This is a genomic window from Paenibacillus dokdonensis (genome assembly GCF_004916975.1).
Lineage (GTDB): Bacteria > Bacillota > Bacilli > Paenibacillales > Paenibacillaceae > Paenibacillus_AQ > Paenibacillus_AQ dokdonensis.
Map to the genome: position 1 here is coordinate 1552798 of NZ_STGQ01000001.1, position 16498 is coordinate 1569295.

Genomic DNA, 16498 nt, shown 5'->3' on the forward strand with positions numbered 1-16498 from the left:
CAAGGGGATCCCCCGGAGGGAAGCAAAAAATGGAAGATGTCCATCCAGAAGGGACAGGAAGCTGGAGCTTATTAGGAGCAAAGAAACAAATTCGGAGCTGCCAGCGTACATAACAAAGAAGAATACATAGGAAGGGGCAATGTAATGTGAACGAAGAAATCAGAATCTGGGAAGTAAAGTCGATGGAGCCCAAGCTGCTGGAGCAGCTGTCTTCACTATTGATCCATGTGGTTGAAGACGGGGCATCAATCGGCTTTTTGCCGCCGCTTATGGAGCAGGATACCCATGAATACTGGCAGCAGGTGCTTGAGCCTGGCGTCCGGATGTGGGTCGCAATGAGAGGGGAACAGGTGGCAGGGACCGTCCAGCTGCATTTAGCAATGAAAGCTAACGGAGCACATCGTGCTGAAATTGCAAAATTAATGGTATCCCCTGATGTCCGAAGAAGCGGAATTGCCCGCCTGCTGATGCAGACGGCCGAGCAAGCGGCCAAATACGAGAACAGAACGCTGCTTGTTCTGGATACTAGAGCCGGAGATCCATCAAATTTACTCTATCAATCTCTTGGATATATCGAAGCGGGAAGAATACCGCGTTTTGCCCGTTCGGCCAGCGGCCAGCTGGATGATACGATCTATTATTACAAGGAAATTTAAAATTGCCGTCAATTAGGAATGGTGAATATGGATATGTTCAAGAGATTCCTCGTCAAATTACCCTATGCATACACCATGCGAATTCATCAGCTTAGATTAACCCGAAGTCTGCAGAACAAGTTCAAATCCTTTGCGGTCGATCGTTCGGATGTTTCGCTTCCCTTCAACATGAAACGCCATCAATCGCTTCTCCGGAGAAAGCTTGGCTCATCCGATCCAAGACTTCAAGAGAATAAGATCACCAACCTTGGCATTGCCATCAGCAGGATGAACGGCGTGCTGCTTCGGCCGGGTGAAACCTTTTCTTATTGGAAGCTGGTCGGCAAACCTACGAAAAGGAAAGGCTATATTGAAGGCCTTCAGCTATCTCGCGGAGAAGTGAGAACCGGAGTCGGCGGCGGTTTATGCCAATTGGCCAATCTGGTTTATTGGCTGGCTCTGCATTCGCCGCTTGAGGTTGCAGAGCGTCATCATCACAGCTTTGATCCGTTTCCGGATGATCACCGTGTCCTGCCTTTTGGAAGCGGGGCGAGCGTATTTTATAACTATGTGGATCTTCGTTTCTACAATCCGACTTCAGTATCCTTTCAATTCAGCATCTGGCTGACGGAAGAACATCTCAAAGGAACCCTCCACTGTGGCCAGGAATGGCCGTATGCATATCATATCGAAGAAAGAAATCATCAGTTTCATTCCAGAGACGGAAAAAACTTCAGAGAGAATGAAATCTGGCGCAGAGTGGTTGATAAGAGAACGGGGCTGACAGTGATTGAAGAGCTGCTGGTACATAACTTCTCAGAGGTCAAATATGAGATACCTGCAGTTTCGGTTAAAGGGCCACCAGTTCCACCACCTCAAGATCCGGTGACGATGTAACGGGTTTGCTGTAAAATGTGTGGGATGCCGAATACATAATAAAGGAATGATCGACTGTAATGAATGTATACCAAGCTTCGATCCATGATCTAGAAGATATCGCCGTGTTATTTAATGAGTACCGGATCTTTTATATGCAGGAGTCTGACCTTGAAGGGGCACGGCATTTTTTGTCTGAGCGCTTTGCCCTGAGTCAATCGGTCATTTTTGTCGCAAGGGACCCGAAGACGAGCCAGGCTCTGGGCTTTACCCAGCTGTATCCATCCTTTTCCTCGGTTTCCATGCAGCGGTTGTTCATTCTGAATGATTTGTTCGTCGTAAAGGAGTTCCGCAAACAGGGGGCGGCGCAGCGGCTGCTGGAGGCTGCCCGGAGCTATGCTTCCGTCAACAAGGCCAAAGGCCTTGAGCTATCCACTGCTAAAGACAACATATCTGCCAAGTGTCTGTATGAACAATTTGGTTATAAGAAGGATATGGAGTTCGACCATTATTTTCTGCGCCTATAATGCGAAAATTCACTATAAGGCTTTGGCCTGAAAACGAGTTCAACTACAGGAGTGACTATGATGCAGCATACATTGATCTGGAAGCGTGTGGATGGTACGGGAATGGAGTATTGTACCCATACCTTTGGGGAGCGGACAAGAATTGAGGGCAAAGTGATACGTTCCTTGAAGGAGGAAGTATCCTTTGTAGAATACAACGTGATTTGTGACGAGTTGGGAAATACAGAATCCGTGATGATAGATTACATCCAGCACAACTTGGTTCAAACGATGAAATTACATAAAGACGCGGATCATCTCTGGATGCGTGACGGTATCCATATTCCCGAACTGGACGGTCTTAAGGATATCGATATCGGTGCTACGCCATCAACGAACCTGCTTCCGATTCGCAGAATGCGGCTTGAGGTCGGGGAATCGGAGCAGATGACGGCTGCCTGGGTGCGTTTTCCCGAATTTGATGTGCTGCCGCTTCAACAGGAATATACCCGCTTGGGAGAGGAGTTATATGAATACCGCTCAGCAAGTGGGTATACCGCCCGGTTACATACGGATGCCGAGGGGATTATTCGCGAGTATGAAGGCGAATGGATTCAGGAAAATAAGTAAACCAAGCGAGTCGGCGCTGGAGGAAGATGCTATCTTGTCTATCTACCAATCTCTCAAAATGTGTGTTGATCCTATGACAATCATCGCTTCATTTCATAGATTATGTCATAGAATATACTATCCTTGAGAGAAAGGAGGTGATCGACATGGCGATTTTATTACCACAACAGTTTTTCAATCTGGCAGCCAGTGTCGGCAAATCCTATTATGAAAATCTTGCGGGAGGCATTAACGCGGCTGTTACCGTACAGAACAACTCGGAAAATCCTGTGAGCTTGGTGATTACACGCGTAGATGCTCCGGTCATTACGTATGAGATCCCTGCCTTAAACAGTCTCACGCTTTCGGTGAATCTATTATTAGTCGCGGCTCTGCTGACGGGTGCGGGCGCAGCCTTCGGTACGATCGAGGTGGCTACGTCGGATTTCTAAATTCGTACTAGCAGTGAGGAAGTTATAAAAATAATAACGGACGGGATTCGATCGGCTGAATCCCGTCCGTTATTTTTTTGAAAAAAAGCAAAAAAAAGCTGGAAAGAATGATCTTCAGAAGGTATGATATAGTAAATTCTTATATATCCAATGAATTTACTATGAATTAAATGGAGAAGCCTTGTGATGAACAAAAAAAAGCTGGTAATACCGTTCATACTGCTGATCGTTTTGTTGATACCTTTTGGAATCAGTTATTTTTCATTTCAGTCACAACAGATAAGCAATCAAGGGGCAAATGAATTTGCAACACGTTTGCAGGAAGCAGCGGCTCATCATCAACCCTTTAAAATATCTGAATTAACGTCTATTGATTGGGATCAAATTTATGTTTTTCAGCCTTATGTTACGAAGAGCGAGATGGAGGAAGCCACGGGAATATCATGGACCACCAGTCATTCTTATTTTGGATATTTGCTGAACCGGACATTTCTAGGGGAGTATCCGCTTGATGATGATTCTCTTCATAAGCTCGTTTTTATGAAAAATGGCAAAGTTGTATTGGATGTAACGTTAAACCGCTCTACAGCTGATTTTACAGCTTTGAAGGGATTTTGGCGTGATAAGGAAGTTATGCTGAAAACCGGAGAAGACGGCAAACGAGTTGTGGTTTCCGGGCTTTAAAAAGTCATATCGCATTGCTGATGGATAAACATGACAAACCGTTCCTGGATGGGACGGTTTTTTTTGCGAGATACAATGGTTCTCTTAGTAGATTCTTCTGGGTTATTAATGATATGGAAGGAAACAGGGAATGATATACTCCCTACGGAAAAATATGCTAGAATGATCAGTGTTCCAACCTGTGATGGAGTACCAATAAATTAAAGATGAACCAGAGGAGAGAGGCAAATGACACAAGCAACATCAGCACCGGCAATCGAAGTGGCTTTGTACACCATGTGTCTCGTTCAGGATGGAGATAAGGTATTGCTCCTGAACCGTCCCAGTAAACGTGGCTTTCCCGGCTATATCGGCCCCGGAGGTAAAGTGGATTTCCCCGAGAGTCTGACTGAAGGTGCCATCCGCGAAGTGCGCGAAGAGACGGGGCTGATCGTACATGACTTGATCTATAAAGGACTGGATGAGTTCGTTGATCCTTCGACGAACTATAGATATATGGTTTTCAACTATTTAGCTATCTCGTTTGAAGGAGAATTGCTTGAAAATCCGCCTGAAGGCGAACTGAGGTGGGTTCCGATTCAAGAAGCGACCTCATTGCCTATGCAGGATTGGTTCAAGCGCCGTTTTCCGCTCTTTTTTGATGAAGGGACATTCGAAATCTATGAAGTCTACGACATGGAGAACAAAGTAACCTTGAAGGAAAGTGTGAAGAAGCTCTAGCAGCCCTAAGAATAACGAACCAGATCATACATCAGGCCTGTTTTCAATCTTATAATCGAGAGAAGAGGTCTTTATAAAATGACAAGCGTGTACCTGAAATTGATTACCGATGACAACATGGAAGAATGCTTGCAGCTCAAGCCAAGGGAAGATCAGCAGCGGCTTGTAGCCCCGAATTCCGATTCACTCGAGAAGGCGAAGCGGGAACCATCTTCAAGACCTTATGGGATTTATGCTGACTATACAATGGTTGGATTCGCTTTGTTCGATGAGGAGGTTTATCCTGAGGACGGTTATTTCTGGATTTGCCGGTTCATGATTGATGAACGCTATCAAGGTAAGGGGTATGGCAAAGCTGGACTCGCAGCGGTTCTGGAGCAGCAGAAAAGCCATTCAGATTGTGTCAAAATCCGCATATCCCATGTTCCTGATAATGGAGTCGCTAACCGTTTATATAAAGGCTTCGGATTTATAGAGACCGGTGAAGTGATCGGCGGGGAAACGGTGCTGGACTATATAATCTAATTGAATGAATTCGGGTTTGCGAGAATTCCTCGTTAACCTGAAAAAGCCCCCGGGTTAACCGAGGCCACGGAAGAACTTGTGTTTTTCTTCAAAGGCTGTGCAAATAGTGTAAAAAGAAGACATTCATCTCCAAAATGCGGAGTGAATGTCTTCTTTTTGTCCTCATCATGCTGTATTCAACAGTAGTTCTTAGTCTACTAATTTCAGTATCCGCTTGAGATTTACCGCGAATATGGCCATTGCACCTTGCAGTTGCATGCCAAGCAGACCCGAGGATGTAGCTACATCATACCCGTGTCCATGTTTGAGTTCACTGTTCTTTGCTTCAATTTTGTAGCGTTCCTTCGATTTTGCCTTGAAATATTCTGTTTCCTGGAACACCTTCTGCTCCAAGTGTTCATCGGATTTTATTATCACGGAATACGTCTTGCTCTTGGCTCCTTCTTTGTAACAGTTTTCCTTAATTGGACAGCGTTTGCAGATCTCCACATCGAAAAAATAGGTATCTTGCTGGTTTTTACTGACGCCTTTTTTCCCCTGTCGTGCTTTTCGAATTGCCATGTGCCCGGCTGGACAAACGTACATGCCGGCATCTTTGTTAAACAGAAACTCGTCCTCTTTTTTACGGGCACCTTGTGTAATGAGTGGATTAAGTTTCGCTACAAGTTCAATCTCGTTTTGTTTCGTGTAGATCAGGTTATCCTTCTCGGAATACGCCGTATCCCCAATTACTGTTTTGACCTGCATCCCGGCGGCTTGGCTTTTTTCGATCAGTGTCCGCAATTGCTTCCCATCATTTTTCTCGCCTGTCGTAATGACAGCGGCCGTTATTAGTCGTTCCTCGGTCAACGCCAGATGTGTTTTGTAACCGAAAAAGGCGCTGTCTGCGCTCTTATGTCCCACGCGCGCGTCTGGATCTGCTACAAGGCGCAGCTGCTCCACGATCTTCGGCACCTGGGCGATTCCGGATTCCTCTTCGATAAAAGCGACAAGTTTTTGGCAGTACGTAATTTCGTCTTCGAGCACGTTGTTCACATTCTTTATTGGCATTTTGGCTTTGACCGACTCATCCATGCTGTAAACAACCTTTCGCAGCTTCCGCGCACGGTCTTGTAGGATTTCCTGCGGTGACTTCTGGTTGTAGCGCGCTTTCGTATGTGTGGCGTCTACGATGATAGCGGTACTCTTTAGGATACCCTGCTCAATAGCGAGAGCTACGGTCTGCCCGATGAGTATGTCGAGCAAGTTCATATCTATTAATCGTAATTTACGGAATTTCGTTAGAGAACTTGGATCGATTACCGAGTCCTCTGGTGCCATGCCAAGAAAAAATTTGAACGACAGGTCATACTTAGATCGTTCAACAATGTCTACATCAGAGAGTTCAAATATAGCTTTTAGTAATAGATATTTAAACATGCGGATCGGGTCAATGGCATTACGTCCATTATCCAAACAATATTTTTCTTCCAGTTCCTCGTATATGAAGGCGAAGTCCACCAGTTCATTGATTTGACGGAGCATATTGTCCTTCGGTACAACAATGTCATACAGTCCCGCATAAGGACTCAAAACCAAGGTTTGTTGTTGTCGAATCATCCGCTCACCTACTCTTCATGATGCATTAATTATACGCGAAAAAAGGTACGGCTCCTCAACTTTTTTTGAGGAGCCGTACCTTTTTTTATGAGAGGACTTTTTCAGTGGCCTCGGTTAACCCCGGGGCTTTTTTTGTTCTCTCAAGTTATTAATAATCAAATATCGCTAGCTTGCGGAAGGGATACCATGCAGGCTCAAAAAGGCATCATTTCCTTCACTGAACGAAAAGACCATCGAATGGTAACCGGTTGGCAATTTGGACAGATATGCTTTGGTGAAAACGACGGCCGTTCCCTGAATGACGTAATCCGTCCCCTGGGTTAAAGGTCCAGCTTCATCGCGGATCGAGGTGAGGGTATTGCCATTCAGACTGAGATGTACACTTGACTCATTCACATTCTGCTGGTATTCGATTGAACGGGCGGATAAGCCGGATTGAACAGGAGGCAGTCCTGAGGCTTTTATCCCCATTTCAGCGAACGGTATAGGCTTGAATTCCGGTAAACTGGAGAGGATTTCAGATTGATCTTTGATTTGAAAATTATCCTTGGCTGAGTTGAGCAGCCCGAGTTCGTCCTTGGTATTGAAGGATAGGTTATTCTCAAAGGTGCCCAGTTCCATATTTTGCTGGTCACCGGTTATTGGACCGCTATTCACGAAAATATTATTGCGAACAACATTCCGTTTCGGCAGCAGCGGTTCGTCGTTCAGGATATTCGGAAGGGTGGGATATCGTTTACTCCAAATCTCGCTTTGATATGGCACTTGGTCGAATTTGCTCATCAGCGAGTTATAGTTCTTCTCACCGGGCTTATAGTTACGGGCCATGAAAGCAATGGATGTGCCGGAATCGATAACAAGGTTGTTTTCCACAATATTCTCCCGACCATTAGCCAGTTTGAACGCCTGTTTACCGATATTGTTAAAAACGTTACCGCGCATTTCCACACCACTCATATAGTCATCCAGATAGATAGCCGCGGTCGATACCCGCAGATTGCTGGCTACGATATCGTGAATATAATTGTAGTTAATGATGTTCCCGCGCCAGACAAAGCTTCTTCCCGAATAGATCGCTGATGCATCGGCGGTTTCCTTCACCACATCGTAGATTTCATTGTACTCAATGACATGATCATTCCCTCTGAACTGGATCGCCAGATGGGGGGCGTTATGCATTTTATTATGAGTCGCCCGGTTTCCAACCCCGTTAATCTCCACGGCGGAGGTGTAAGTGAGTTTAATTCTGGCATAGTTGTATATGTCATTATTGTCAGCGTAATTTCCTGCCGGAGTTAAAGTGACGGCATCACCGCCGTTCAGTGATATGCCTCCGTTCCCCATGCTGTATATGCTGGAACCGAATACACCGTTGTGCTGACCTCCGTTAATTTTGACCGCGTAACCGCCCATTTTGCTGATTTCACAGCGGCGGATCAAATTGTTCTCACCACCGGTCATATCGATCGCATTTCCGCGGCTCACTTCCATAGACAGGTCACTAAATACCACGTTGGATGTATTGTTCATCGTAATCAGGTTCTGATCAAACAAGGATAGCTGAAGCTTCATTCCTTGCACAGGGGCAGGAGGGTAAAGATACAGTAAGCCTGTACTCCGTTCAAGGTACCATTCACCCGGGGCATCCAGCTCCTCAAGAATATTGTAAAAATAGAACCTTTGCCCGTCTTTCATGGCATAGCTGGTTCCCTTATAACTCTCAATGCGCTTTTGACTGAGATCTAACGATTTGATCTGCAGATCATTGGTGGCCCAATCATTCCCCCAGTAACCCAGCATCCATGTATCATCGATGGTCTTCCAAGAATGAAGTCCGTTTTCGTTATACGTAAACGTATAGCCTTTACCCGCCGAATCATCCGCCTTTTCGACGACTTGATTGATGGTGGCGAATCCGTTGTCCGGCCAGCGGGCCAGCGTCATTGCATTGCCATTCACGAATAACTCCGGTGCAACAGCCAGGTTGTTTCCAAGCTTGCCATAGTCAGTAATGCCAAGTGCTTTAAGATCCAGCTGCAGCACTTTGCCTCTGGCTTGCTCCGGAATACGGGACAGGGTATCGGGATTGCTAACTGGCTGAAACCGGGAAGCATCCAGTAAATCGCCGCCTGAAAATATCACCTGTTCACCATCATAAGCTTGATAAGTAATCGGAGAATCGGTTGTTCCGGAATCCTGTTCATCGAACTGAAGCGTTTGGGTAAAGCGGTATTCGCCGCCTCGAATCACGACCGTTATACCACCGGCAGGGAGCGGTCCCTTGCTTTTCATGACGCGTATGGCATCCCTGGCCTTTTCTAACGTCGCAAAAGGCTTGTTCAGCGTGCCCCCGTTCGAATCACTTCCATTTTTTGAGACATACAGCTTCATAGATTGGGCTTGTGCCGACAAGCTGCCCATTGTGAATGGCAGGCTGCTGCACAAGATGACGCATAGCGCTACAAAAAGTCTGAGACCGGTTGTTACTCTCATGTTCCCACCCCGCAAATGATAGAGTCCGCTTGATAAGAAGCGGTTCCAATCATAATACAGCGCTTACAATAAGATGAGGAATGAGTCTTGCTAACTTAAATTGTTGTAAAACTAACGTTGTAAAAAATCATGTCTGTACTCCGAAGGGGATATACCCGCTTTTTTCTTGAAGGCAGCTGAGAAGTAGGAAACATCTTTAAACCCGCTTCTGTACGCGATCTCGCTTACGCTATAATCGGTTGCTCCAAGCATGCGCTGTGCCTGCTCCAGTCTTCGTTCATGGATGTAACGCATCGGCGTTATCCCCAAATGTCGTTTGAATAGCCGGATAAAATAGTTGGGGTGGAAGTGGGCATTGCTTGAGAGCTCCTGAATCGTAAGTTCCTCTGTCAGATGGTTATCGATAAAATGAATTGTTTCCAGCAGCTCGCGGGAGAATACCGGTGCCTCATTGGCCCTGCTGCCTTGGGCAGCATGATCGATGAACAAGGCGATGATGGACAGAAGTGCAGATTGGATTTTGATGGACGTCGCCGGACCGGGCTTGGCGCTGCATTCCGTGAGCTGCTGGAAGTACTTCTGAAGCTCAGGCGAGTTTCCAGGTCTAACCACGTTTGAAATGCCGAAGAGTTGAAATAGCCTCATGAAATCAAGATTGGATTTGAAATGGCACCAGTACTTGGTATAAGGGATGCCGTCAGTCACCGAATAGGATTGCTCCGTACCACCGGGAATGAAGACAAGCTCGCCTGGCTTGGGCCTGAGCTGTTCTCTTCCAACCTGAATCCATCCTTCCCCTTCGGAAATATAGTAAAGCTTGTCATAGCAGGGAACAAAGCGGTATCTGCGCCACTGCTGGCCGCAAATGGAATGCTTGGCTAAAAGCAGCTTTACGCGCAAATGTGATAACTGGTCATTTATAAGATGCTTCTCGACATGATCCATCTCCCATTCTCCTTTTTATTTTCGTCTGCTCCGGCTAAGAGCTGCTCTCCACTAAACACCTCCACTTTATCCTTGGACACTGTTACAAATATTCGATTCGCTAATCCTAAAACCTTCTAAACCCAAGGAAGTCAAGAAGCAGGATATTAACTCTTGATTTTCCTGCCAGGGAAAACTATAGTCGAACATAATAAGTTTGTATGGGATGGCTAGCATAAGTGGGAGAGGAACTGATGTCATGGGACAATGGATCATCAGACAGGCGGAAGAGAAGGATATTCACGGATTAGCGAAGGTGCATTTGGAAAGCTGGCTAACGACGTACCGCGGTATTGTACCGGATACTTATCTGGACGGTCTGAAGTTGGAATCACGGATTGAATTGTGGACTAGGGTATTAGAACCTGCCAATAAGACAATGACTTTTGTGCTGGAGAATCCATCTGGTGAGGTGGTTGGCTTTATTAATGGAGGATTGAGCCGGGAAACAGAACTGGATATTGAGGCCGAGGTTTACTCGCTTTACCTTTTAAAAGAAGCCCATGGGAAGGGGCATGGCCGCGAACTCATGAATCGCTTGACGAGTTTTTTCCGTGAACAAGGATATCATTCCATGCTGGTATGGGTGCTTGAGGATAATCCTGCAGTACAGTTTTATAAAAAAATGGGCGGAGAGTTTCTGATGCAAGATGATCTGCAAATCGGCGGGGAATCTGTAACGGAGTTATGTCTTGAATGGAGAAACATAGCGGTATCAGCATGAGGTTTCACATGCGGCCATGAGATTATATCCGTTAATGGATAAGGAGAGGTGACTTGAGATGGATATCGGCAATCTTATTTTAGGTGTTCTGATCGGTGTGATTTATTTCGTACTTGGCGTTGCGATGAGAATTAAGCCCTCTCATGAAGGGAAAGGATGGTACGGCTACAGATCATCGCAATCGATGAAAAATGAACGTTTCTGGAATCAGGGTAACAGCTATAGCGCCAATCTGATGATGCTGATGGGGATCATCCTGATTTTGATCAGTGTCATAAGCAGTTTGTGGATTCAGGGTGCCACTGGTTTTTTTGTCATTGTGGCTGCAGTTGTCCTATTGGCAGCGCTCATGATTGTACTCGTTGAGGGGCGCTTGAAGAAAAACCAGGAGTGAACATGGGTATCACAAAAAAAATTTACAATTAAATACCAAATTTAGACTTGAAGTTGGCAAAAAATGGTATTAAAATAAGTAACAGATAGTAAACAACTTAGTTACAGGACAGTTATGGACAGCCAGTCGGCTGTCCATAATACAAATATTATATTGTAAGCGCATTATATGTAAATTAAAAACACCTCGGATTACAAATGACTTCTTCTTCCAACGAATACTAACGCATCAACAACTCCAGCAATTTAATCTCGCCATCTCAAACCTCAACATCCACAACATTCAAACGGGATACTTCACACGATAAATATCGGCGTCACCGGCTATGGTCGTATACCCAGGGAACACATTTACCAAGCATGCATTTCCCCGTCGTGCACGATGGACGATTGATCACTACGACGGCCTATTCCACCACATTTACGATCAGTGGACTGTCTGCTTAGGCCGCATATACATTCTTCGGTTTATTCAAAGATGCCGCCGGGAGTATTTCCCTTTAGAGCAATAGAGGGTCAAGGTTAGCACGGACGTACAAGGTCCTGCGGGAAGGGAGGTGGTAATAGTCAGGTCTGTGAACTCTCGCGGTAGAATGACTCCAATCCAGTCAGAAGCAGCACCAATCTGATGTGAGAAAGAGAGGCGTCGCCATGCACATGAAAAAAGGTTTCCACGGGGTAATGCTTGCTATGTTATGTTTTCTGCTTGCAATTGTTCCATTTTTTCAGGGATCCGCAAATGCAGCTCGTGACGAAAGTAGCGTAAGTGCAGCCGCAGCAGGAAGTAATTACAGAATCGTCGGCTATTTCCCGTCCTGGGGAATTTACGGAAGGAGCTATAACGTTTCCAATATTGATGTATCGAAGGTGACGCATATCAACTATGCTTTCGCGGATATATGCTGGGATGGCAAGCACGGCAATCCGTCGACGGATTCCGGCAATCCGAACAAGCAGACCTGGCCTTGCACGACAACCGGAATACCACTCCAGCAAGGTAATGTTCCTAACGGCAGCATCGTGCTTGGCGATCCGGATGCAGATGCGCTTCGTCCGACATCTGGAGGTCCGACGACAGGATGCTGGGCGGATGCGGCGTGTGGCAACTTCGGTGCCCTGCGCAACCTGAAGGCTGCGAATCCACAACTGAAGACCATTTTATCCGTCGGTGGATGGACTTGGTCCAATCGGTTCTCGGATACGGCGGCTACGGATGCCACACGTAAGACCTTTGCTAAATCTGCTGTCGATTCGCTGCGTGCATATGGCTTTGATGGTGTGGATCTGGATTGGGAATATCCGAATGTAGAGGCTATACCGGGGAACAGCTACCGTCCGGAGGATAAGCAAAATTATACCCTCCTACTGCAGGAAATCCGCAGCCAGCTTGATGCGGCAGGCGCTCAGGATGGCAAGTATTACATCCTTACGATTGCTTCTGGTGCGAGCCAAACCTTCGTCGATAATACAGAGCTGGCAAAAATCGCTCAGATCGTCGACTGGATCAATATCATGACCTATGATTTCCACGGAGGATCATGGGAAGGAACAACCAGCCATAACACCGGACTTTACGGAGATCCGAAAGATCCATATCTTGCAAATAATTTCTTCGTGGACGGTGCTATTCAGGCTTACCAAAGGGCTGGGGTTCCGATGAACAAGCTGGTACTTGGCCTGGAATTCATGGCACGAGGCTGGAAGAACTGCCCACCTGGACCCGATAATGACGGCCAATTCCAGACCTGCACGCCGGATCAAGGGGCAGTCTATAAATGGTCACCTGTTGGAACATGGGATGACTCCAATTCAGGTAATACCGGTGTGTTTGATTATGGTGACATTGCAGCCAATTATGTGAACAAAAACGGATACACAAGGTATTGGAACAGTACAGCCAAAGTTCCGTATCTGTACAATCCGAATACCAAGATCTTCATTTCCTATGATGATACGGAATCTCTCGGTTATAAAACTGATTATATCAAGAATAAGTATTTGGGCGGCGCCATGTTCTGGGAATTCAGCTCTGATTGTCGGACAAGCCCTAAATTCAGCTGTACCGGTCCAAAGCTGCTGGACAAGGTGTATAACGATTTGAATACAGGAACAACGCCAGTGGATAATATAGCCCCGGACGCACCAACCAATCTGGCAGCCTCAGCTATTGGTGACAAAAAAGTCACGCTCAGCTGGACGGCTTCCACGGATAATGTAGGCGTGATGAATTATGATATTTATCAAGGCGCTACCCTGGTAAAGACAGTTGATGGAGCAACCACAACGGCTCTTGTCAATGGACTCACGGGTAGCACCGCATATACCTTCTCGGTAAAAGCCAGGGATGCAGCGGGCAACACTTCTGCGGCGAGCAGCCCGCTGAGCGTTACAACCGCCCCGCCAATTATTGATAATCAGCCGCCAACCTCACCGGCGAACTTGACCTCGACTGCCAAGACGAAAACAAGCATTTCATTGAAATGGGACGTTTCGACAGATAATGATGATATCGCAGGTTACGATATATACCAGAACGGTTCTCTAGTAAAATCTACGGCAAATCTGACTGAGACTGTGACAGGTTTAACTTCGGGAACGACTTACAGCTATTATGTCAAAGCTAAGGATCTATCAGGAAATGCCTCCTCGGCAAGCAATACCATTAGTGTAACGACGCCGACAGATCCGAATTACCCTGCTTGGCAGTCAAATAAGGCTTATGCAGTAGGTGCTTATGTAACATACAACGGCAATCTATATAAATGTACGTATGCTCATACCTCACTTGTCGGCTGGGAGCCTCCTTCCGCTCCGACCTTGTGGCAGCTGCAATCAGCTCCTCCACAGGACACGCAGGCTCCAACTGCGCCAACCAATCTGGCAGTCTCTGCCCAAACAGCCAGTTCAGTAACATTGACTTGGACAGCATCTACGGATAATCTCGGAGTATCCGGCTATGATGTGTATCAAGGAAGCTCGCTTGTAGGAAATGTTACTGCCACAACATATACCGTCACAGGGCTCACACCTTCAGCATCTTATTCCTTCACGGTGAAGGTGAAGGATGCCTCCGGCAATGTATCGCCAGCAAGCAATGTGGCTACGGCTACCCTCGGGGCTGCGGATACTTCACCTCCAACGGCCCCGGGTAATCTGGCGATCGCGGCGAAGACTGCCACGTCAGCAACCTTAACCTGGACAGCATCCACAGATAATGTGAGTGTTACAGGCTATGATGTGTATCAGGGTTCTGCGCTTGCAGCCTCTGTGAATGGTTCTACTATATCAGCCGTTATTAGCGGATTAACGCCTAATACCTCTTATATATTTACGGTCAAGGCAAAGGATGGTGCAGGCAATGTCTCTGCGGCCAGCAGTGCAGCTACAGTTACAACGGATGTGCTTTCAACAGATACTACACCGCCAACTGCACCAGCTAATCTTGCTGCTTCTGGCAAGACTCAAACCAGCGTCACATTGTCGTGGACAGCATCCACGGATAATGTAGGCGTTATAGGCTATGATGTGTATCAAGGAACTTCACTCGCAGCATCGGTGAATGGCACAACGGTAGCGGCCACGATCACTGGTCTTACAGCCAATACAGCCTACACATTTATCGTTGTGGCCAAGGATGCCGCGGGTAATGCGTCTATGGCCAGCAATGCTTTGACAGTAACAACAGATTCCTCCATACCTGCCCTGGGAGCTTGGGCAGCAGGTAAGGCTTATGTGAAAGATGACCTGGTAACATACAGTGGCAAAGTGTATAAATGCCTGCAGCCGCATACCTCACTGGCAGGCTGGGAGCCATCGAATGTACCGGCATTGTGGAGTTTACTGCCATAATACAGCCTGCTGCTTCAACATGTAACCTGTTTGAGCACAAGTGAAATGATCAAGCCGTCCGCTTCAGGGTTCATTCCTGGAGCGGGCTGTTTAAATGTAGAAAGACATACATAACATATTCGGCAAGAAAGAGCCTGTATCTATGGTTTTAATCGGAAAAGGCATTATACTGTATATAATTCGACATCATAGTGGGCATAGGCGAAAGGAGAAGGCTTTGGAAGATTCATTACAGAAAGAACGGGAAATTATGAAGGTATGTCTGCTGGCAGGACAAATTATGCTGCAAAGTGGTGCAGAAACATACCGGGTAGAGGATACAATGATGAGGATTGCTTCTTCTTACGGCATTGACCACACACACAGCTACATGACCCCAACGGGGATTATCTTCTCCCTTGAGGATCCGCAGCCCATGACAAGGCTTAACCGGATTACGGAGCGGACAACTAATTTACATAAGATAGATCAAGTGAACAGCCTTTCCCGTCGGATTAGCGCGGGTGAATTATCGATAGATGAGGCATATCTAGCGCTTCAGGAGATTGACCGTACCCAGGCCATATACCCGCTATGGCTTAACGTGCTCATGGCTGCGGTCGCTAGCGGATGCTTCCTGATTATGTTCCGCGGGACCTGGTCTGACTTCATACCGGCAATGCTGGCAGGTGGAATCGGCTATTACTGCTCGGTGCTTTTGCATCGTCTGGTTCCGGTTAAATTTTTCGCTGAATTTTCAGGGGCACTGATGATTGGTTTGAGTTCTATTTTCTTTGTTAAATACGGATTTGGGCAGGCTCGTGACATCATCATTATCAGCTCTGTCATGCCGCTCGTTCCCGGACTACTCATCACGAATGCGATCCGGGATCTCATGGCGGGACATCTGGTCTCCGGCTTGTCCAAGGGAGCGGAAGCTTTTATCACATCCTTTGCCATTGGCGCGGGCATCGCGTTCATGCTGTCGTTTCAATAGGGGGACTTTATGTATATTGAACAGATCGTAACCAGTTTTATTGCTTCTGCCGCATTTGGCATGATTTTTAATTGTCCGAAAAAGGCACTCATCCAGTGCGGACTGGCGGGGATGGTAGGTTGGGTGCTGTATATCTGGCTGCAGGATATCGGAGTTCAGCGGCTGACTGCTACTGTGGTTGCCGCCTATTGTGTCACGATGATCAGTTATATTTTCGCGAAAACCTATCGTACGCCGATCATCGTATTCAGCGTCTCGGGTATTATCCCGCTTGTTCCGGGGGGATTGGCCTATCACGCCATGCGGAATGCTGTGGAAAATCAATATAATGAGGCAGTCCAGTCGGGTGCAGAGGCTTTTATGATGTCGGGGGCTATTGCGCTGGGGCTGCTGTTGTCAGAGGTGACCAATCAGGTTATTCGGAAAATGCGGACTTCCAAGACCAGTGAATAATCAGTTGTCATCCAACCGTA

Annotated in this window: 16 protein-coding genes; 13 read left to right on the top strand and 3 right to left on the bottom strand. The window is 46.7% G+C overall.

From position 1 onward, the window contains the following. Positions 1–146 precede the first annotated feature (146 nt). From E6W40_RS07330 to E6W40_RS07365, 8 genes are all read left to right on the top strand, one after another. Positions 147–656, top strand: a complete 510-nt coding sequence (locus tag E6W40_RS07330; protein ID WP_136604884.1) for a GNAT family N-acetyltransferase — start codon at positions 147–149, stop codon at positions 654–656. Positions 657–689: 33 nt separating this feature from the next. Then, the gene (locus E6W40_RS07335; RefSeq protein ID WP_136604885.1) at positions 690–1532 is read left to right on the top strand and encodes a VanW family protein; all 843 of its coding nucleotides are present in this window, start codon (positions 690–692) and stop codon (positions 1530–1532) included. A gap of 59 nt (positions 1533–1591) precedes the next feature. Continuing rightward, positions 1592–2038 carry a GNAT family N-acetyltransferase gene (locus E6W40_RS07340; protein WP_136604886.1) on the top strand — a complete coding sequence of 149 codons (447 nt, stop codon included), beginning with the start codon at positions 1592–1594 and terminating at the stop codon, positions 2036–2038. 57 nt (positions 2039–2095) lie between these two features. Continuing rightward, positions 2096–2647, top strand: coding sequence for a putative glycolipid-binding domain-containing protein (locus tag E6W40_RS07345; protein WP_246072909.1), 552 nt, complete (start codon positions 2096–2098; stop codon positions 2645–2647). 146 nt (positions 2648–2793) lie between these two features. Further along, positions 2794–3078, top strand: a complete 285-nt coding sequence (locus E6W40_RS07350) for a hypothetical protein (protein WP_136604888.1) — start codon at positions 2794–2796, stop codon at positions 3076–3078. 186 nt (positions 3079–3264) lie between these two features. Continuing rightward, positions 3265–3762, top strand: coding sequence for a hypothetical protein (locus E6W40_RS07355; protein ID WP_136604889.1), 498 nt, complete (start codon positions 3265–3267; stop codon positions 3760–3762). Between the two features lie 228 nt (positions 3763–3990). Next, positions 3991–4482 (top strand): 8-oxo-dGTP diphosphatase, encoded by a 492-nt coding sequence (locus E6W40_RS07360; RefSeq protein WP_136604890.1) that lies wholly within the window; start codon positions 3991–3993, stop codon positions 4480–4482. Positions 4483–4560: 78 nt separating this feature from the next. Next, complete coding sequence (locus tag E6W40_RS07365; RefSeq protein ID WP_136604891.1) at positions 4561–5007, top strand: GNAT family N-acetyltransferase; 447 nt, start codon at positions 4561–4563, stop codon at positions 5005–5007. Between the two features lie 189 nt (positions 5008–5196). Here the strand turns inward: E6W40_RS07365 and E6W40_RS07370 are convergent, their stop codons facing one another. The 3 genes from E6W40_RS07370 to E6W40_RS07380 form a co-directional block, all read right to left on the bottom strand. After that, positions 5197–6606 carry an IS1182 family transposase gene (locus E6W40_RS07370; RefSeq protein ID WP_136604892.1) on the bottom strand — a complete coding sequence of 470 codons (1410 nt, stop codon included), beginning with the start codon at positions 6604–6606 and terminating at the stop codon, positions 5197–5199. Positions 6607–6771: 165 nt separating this feature from the next. Next, a complete protein-coding gene (locus tag E6W40_RS07375) occupies positions 6772–9099 on the bottom strand; it encodes a X2-like carbohydrate binding domain-containing protein (protein WP_136604893.1) in 2328 nt (775 codons plus the stop codon). A 111-nt stretch (positions 9100–9210) separates the two neighbouring features. Then, the gene (locus tag E6W40_RS07380) at positions 9211–10044 is read right to left on the bottom strand and encodes a helix-turn-helix domain-containing protein (RefSeq protein WP_136604894.1); all 834 of its coding nucleotides are present in this window, start codon (positions 10042–10044) and stop codon (positions 9211–9213) included. Positions 10045–10282: 238 nt separating this feature from the next. Between E6W40_RS07380 and E6W40_RS07385 the strand changes: the two genes are divergently transcribed. The 5 genes from E6W40_RS07385 to E6W40_RS07405 all read left to right on the top strand — a co-directional run bounded on the left by E6W40_RS07385 (position 10283) and on the right by E6W40_RS07405 (position 16478). Then, positions 10283–10807: a GNAT family N-acetyltransferase gene (locus E6W40_RS07385; RefSeq protein ID WP_168928847.1), complete on the top strand. Its 525-nt coding sequence runs from the start codon at positions 10283–10285 to the stop codon at positions 10805–10807. 58 nt (positions 10808–10865) lie between these two features. Next, positions 10866–11201: an SdpI family protein gene (locus tag E6W40_RS07390; protein WP_136604896.1), complete on the top strand. Its 336-nt coding sequence runs from the start codon at positions 10866–10868 to the stop codon at positions 11199–11201. A 656-nt stretch (positions 11202–11857) separates the two neighbouring features. Next, the gene (locus tag E6W40_RS29945) at positions 11858–15049 is read left to right on the top strand and encodes a glycosyl hydrolase family 18 protein (protein WP_425464938.1); all 3192 of its coding nucleotides are present in this window, start codon (positions 11858–11860) and stop codon (positions 15047–15049) included. Between the two features lie 217 nt (positions 15050–15266). Next, a complete protein-coding gene (locus E6W40_RS07400) occupies positions 15267–16025 on the top strand; it encodes a threonine/serine exporter family protein (protein ID WP_246072911.1) in 759 nt (252 codons plus the stop codon). A 9-nt stretch (positions 16026–16034) separates the two neighbouring features. Next, positions 16035–16478, top strand: a complete 444-nt coding sequence (locus E6W40_RS07405) for a threonine/serine exporter family protein (RefSeq protein ID WP_136604898.1) — start codon at positions 16035–16037, stop codon at positions 16476–16478. Positions 16479–16498 lie beyond the last annotated feature (20 nt).

What these genes read in the sequence shown, in the direction of transcription:
- E6W40_RS07335 (WP_136604885.1), top strand. Translation starts at nt 690, where the DNA reads ATGTTCAAGAGATTCCTCGTCAAATTACCCTATGCATACACCATGCGA.
- E6W40_RS07340 (WP_136604886.1), top strand. Translation starts at nt 1,592, where the DNA reads ATGAATGTATACCAAGCTTCGATCCATGATCTAGAAGATATCGCCGTG.
- E6W40_RS07345 (WP_246072909.1), top strand. Translation starts at nt 2,096, where the DNA reads ATGATGCAGCATACATTGATCTGGAAGCGTGTGGATGGTACGGGAATG.
- E6W40_RS07350 (WP_136604888.1), top strand. Translation starts at nt 2,794, where the DNA reads ATGGCGATTTTATTACCACAACAGTTTTTCAATCTGGCAGCCAGTGTC.
- E6W40_RS07355 (WP_136604889.1), top strand. Translation starts at nt 3,265, where the DNA reads ATGAACAAAAAAAAGCTGGTAATACCGTTCATACTGCTGATCGTTTTG.
- E6W40_RS07360 (WP_136604890.1), top strand. Translation starts at nt 3,991, where the DNA reads ATGACACAAGCAACATCAGCACCGGCAATCGAAGTGGCTTTGTACACC.
- E6W40_RS07365 (WP_136604891.1), top strand. Translation starts at nt 4,561, where the DNA reads ATGACAAGCGTGTACCTGAAATTGATTACCGATGACAACATGGAAGAA.
- E6W40_RS07370 (WP_136604892.1), bottom strand. Translation starts at nt 6,606, where the DNA reads ATGATTCGACAACAACAAACCTTGGTTTTGAGTCCTTATGCGGGACTG.
- E6W40_RS07375 (WP_136604893.1), bottom strand. Translation starts at nt 9,099, where the DNA reads ATGAGAGTAACAACCGGTCTCAGACTTTTTGTAGCGCTATGCGTCATC.
- E6W40_RS07380 (WP_136604894.1), bottom strand. Translation starts at nt 10,044, where the DNA reads ATGGATCATGTCGAGAAGCATCTTATAAATGACCAGTTATCACATTTG.
- E6W40_RS07385 (WP_168928847.1), top strand. Translation starts at nt 10,283, where the DNA reads ATGGGACAATGGATCATCAGACAGGCGGAAGAGAAGGATATTCACGGA.
- E6W40_RS07390 (WP_136604896.1), top strand. Translation starts at nt 10,866, where the DNA reads ATGGATATCGGCAATCTTATTTTAGGTGTTCTGATCGGTGTGATTTAT.
- E6W40_RS29945 (WP_425464938.1), top strand. Translation starts at nt 11,858, where the DNA reads ATGAAAAAAGGTTTCCACGGGGTAATGCTTGCTATGTTATGTTTTCTG.
- E6W40_RS07405 (WP_136604898.1), top strand. Translation starts at nt 16,035, where the DNA reads ATGTATATTGAACAGATCGTAACCAGTTTTATTGCTTCTGCCGCATTT.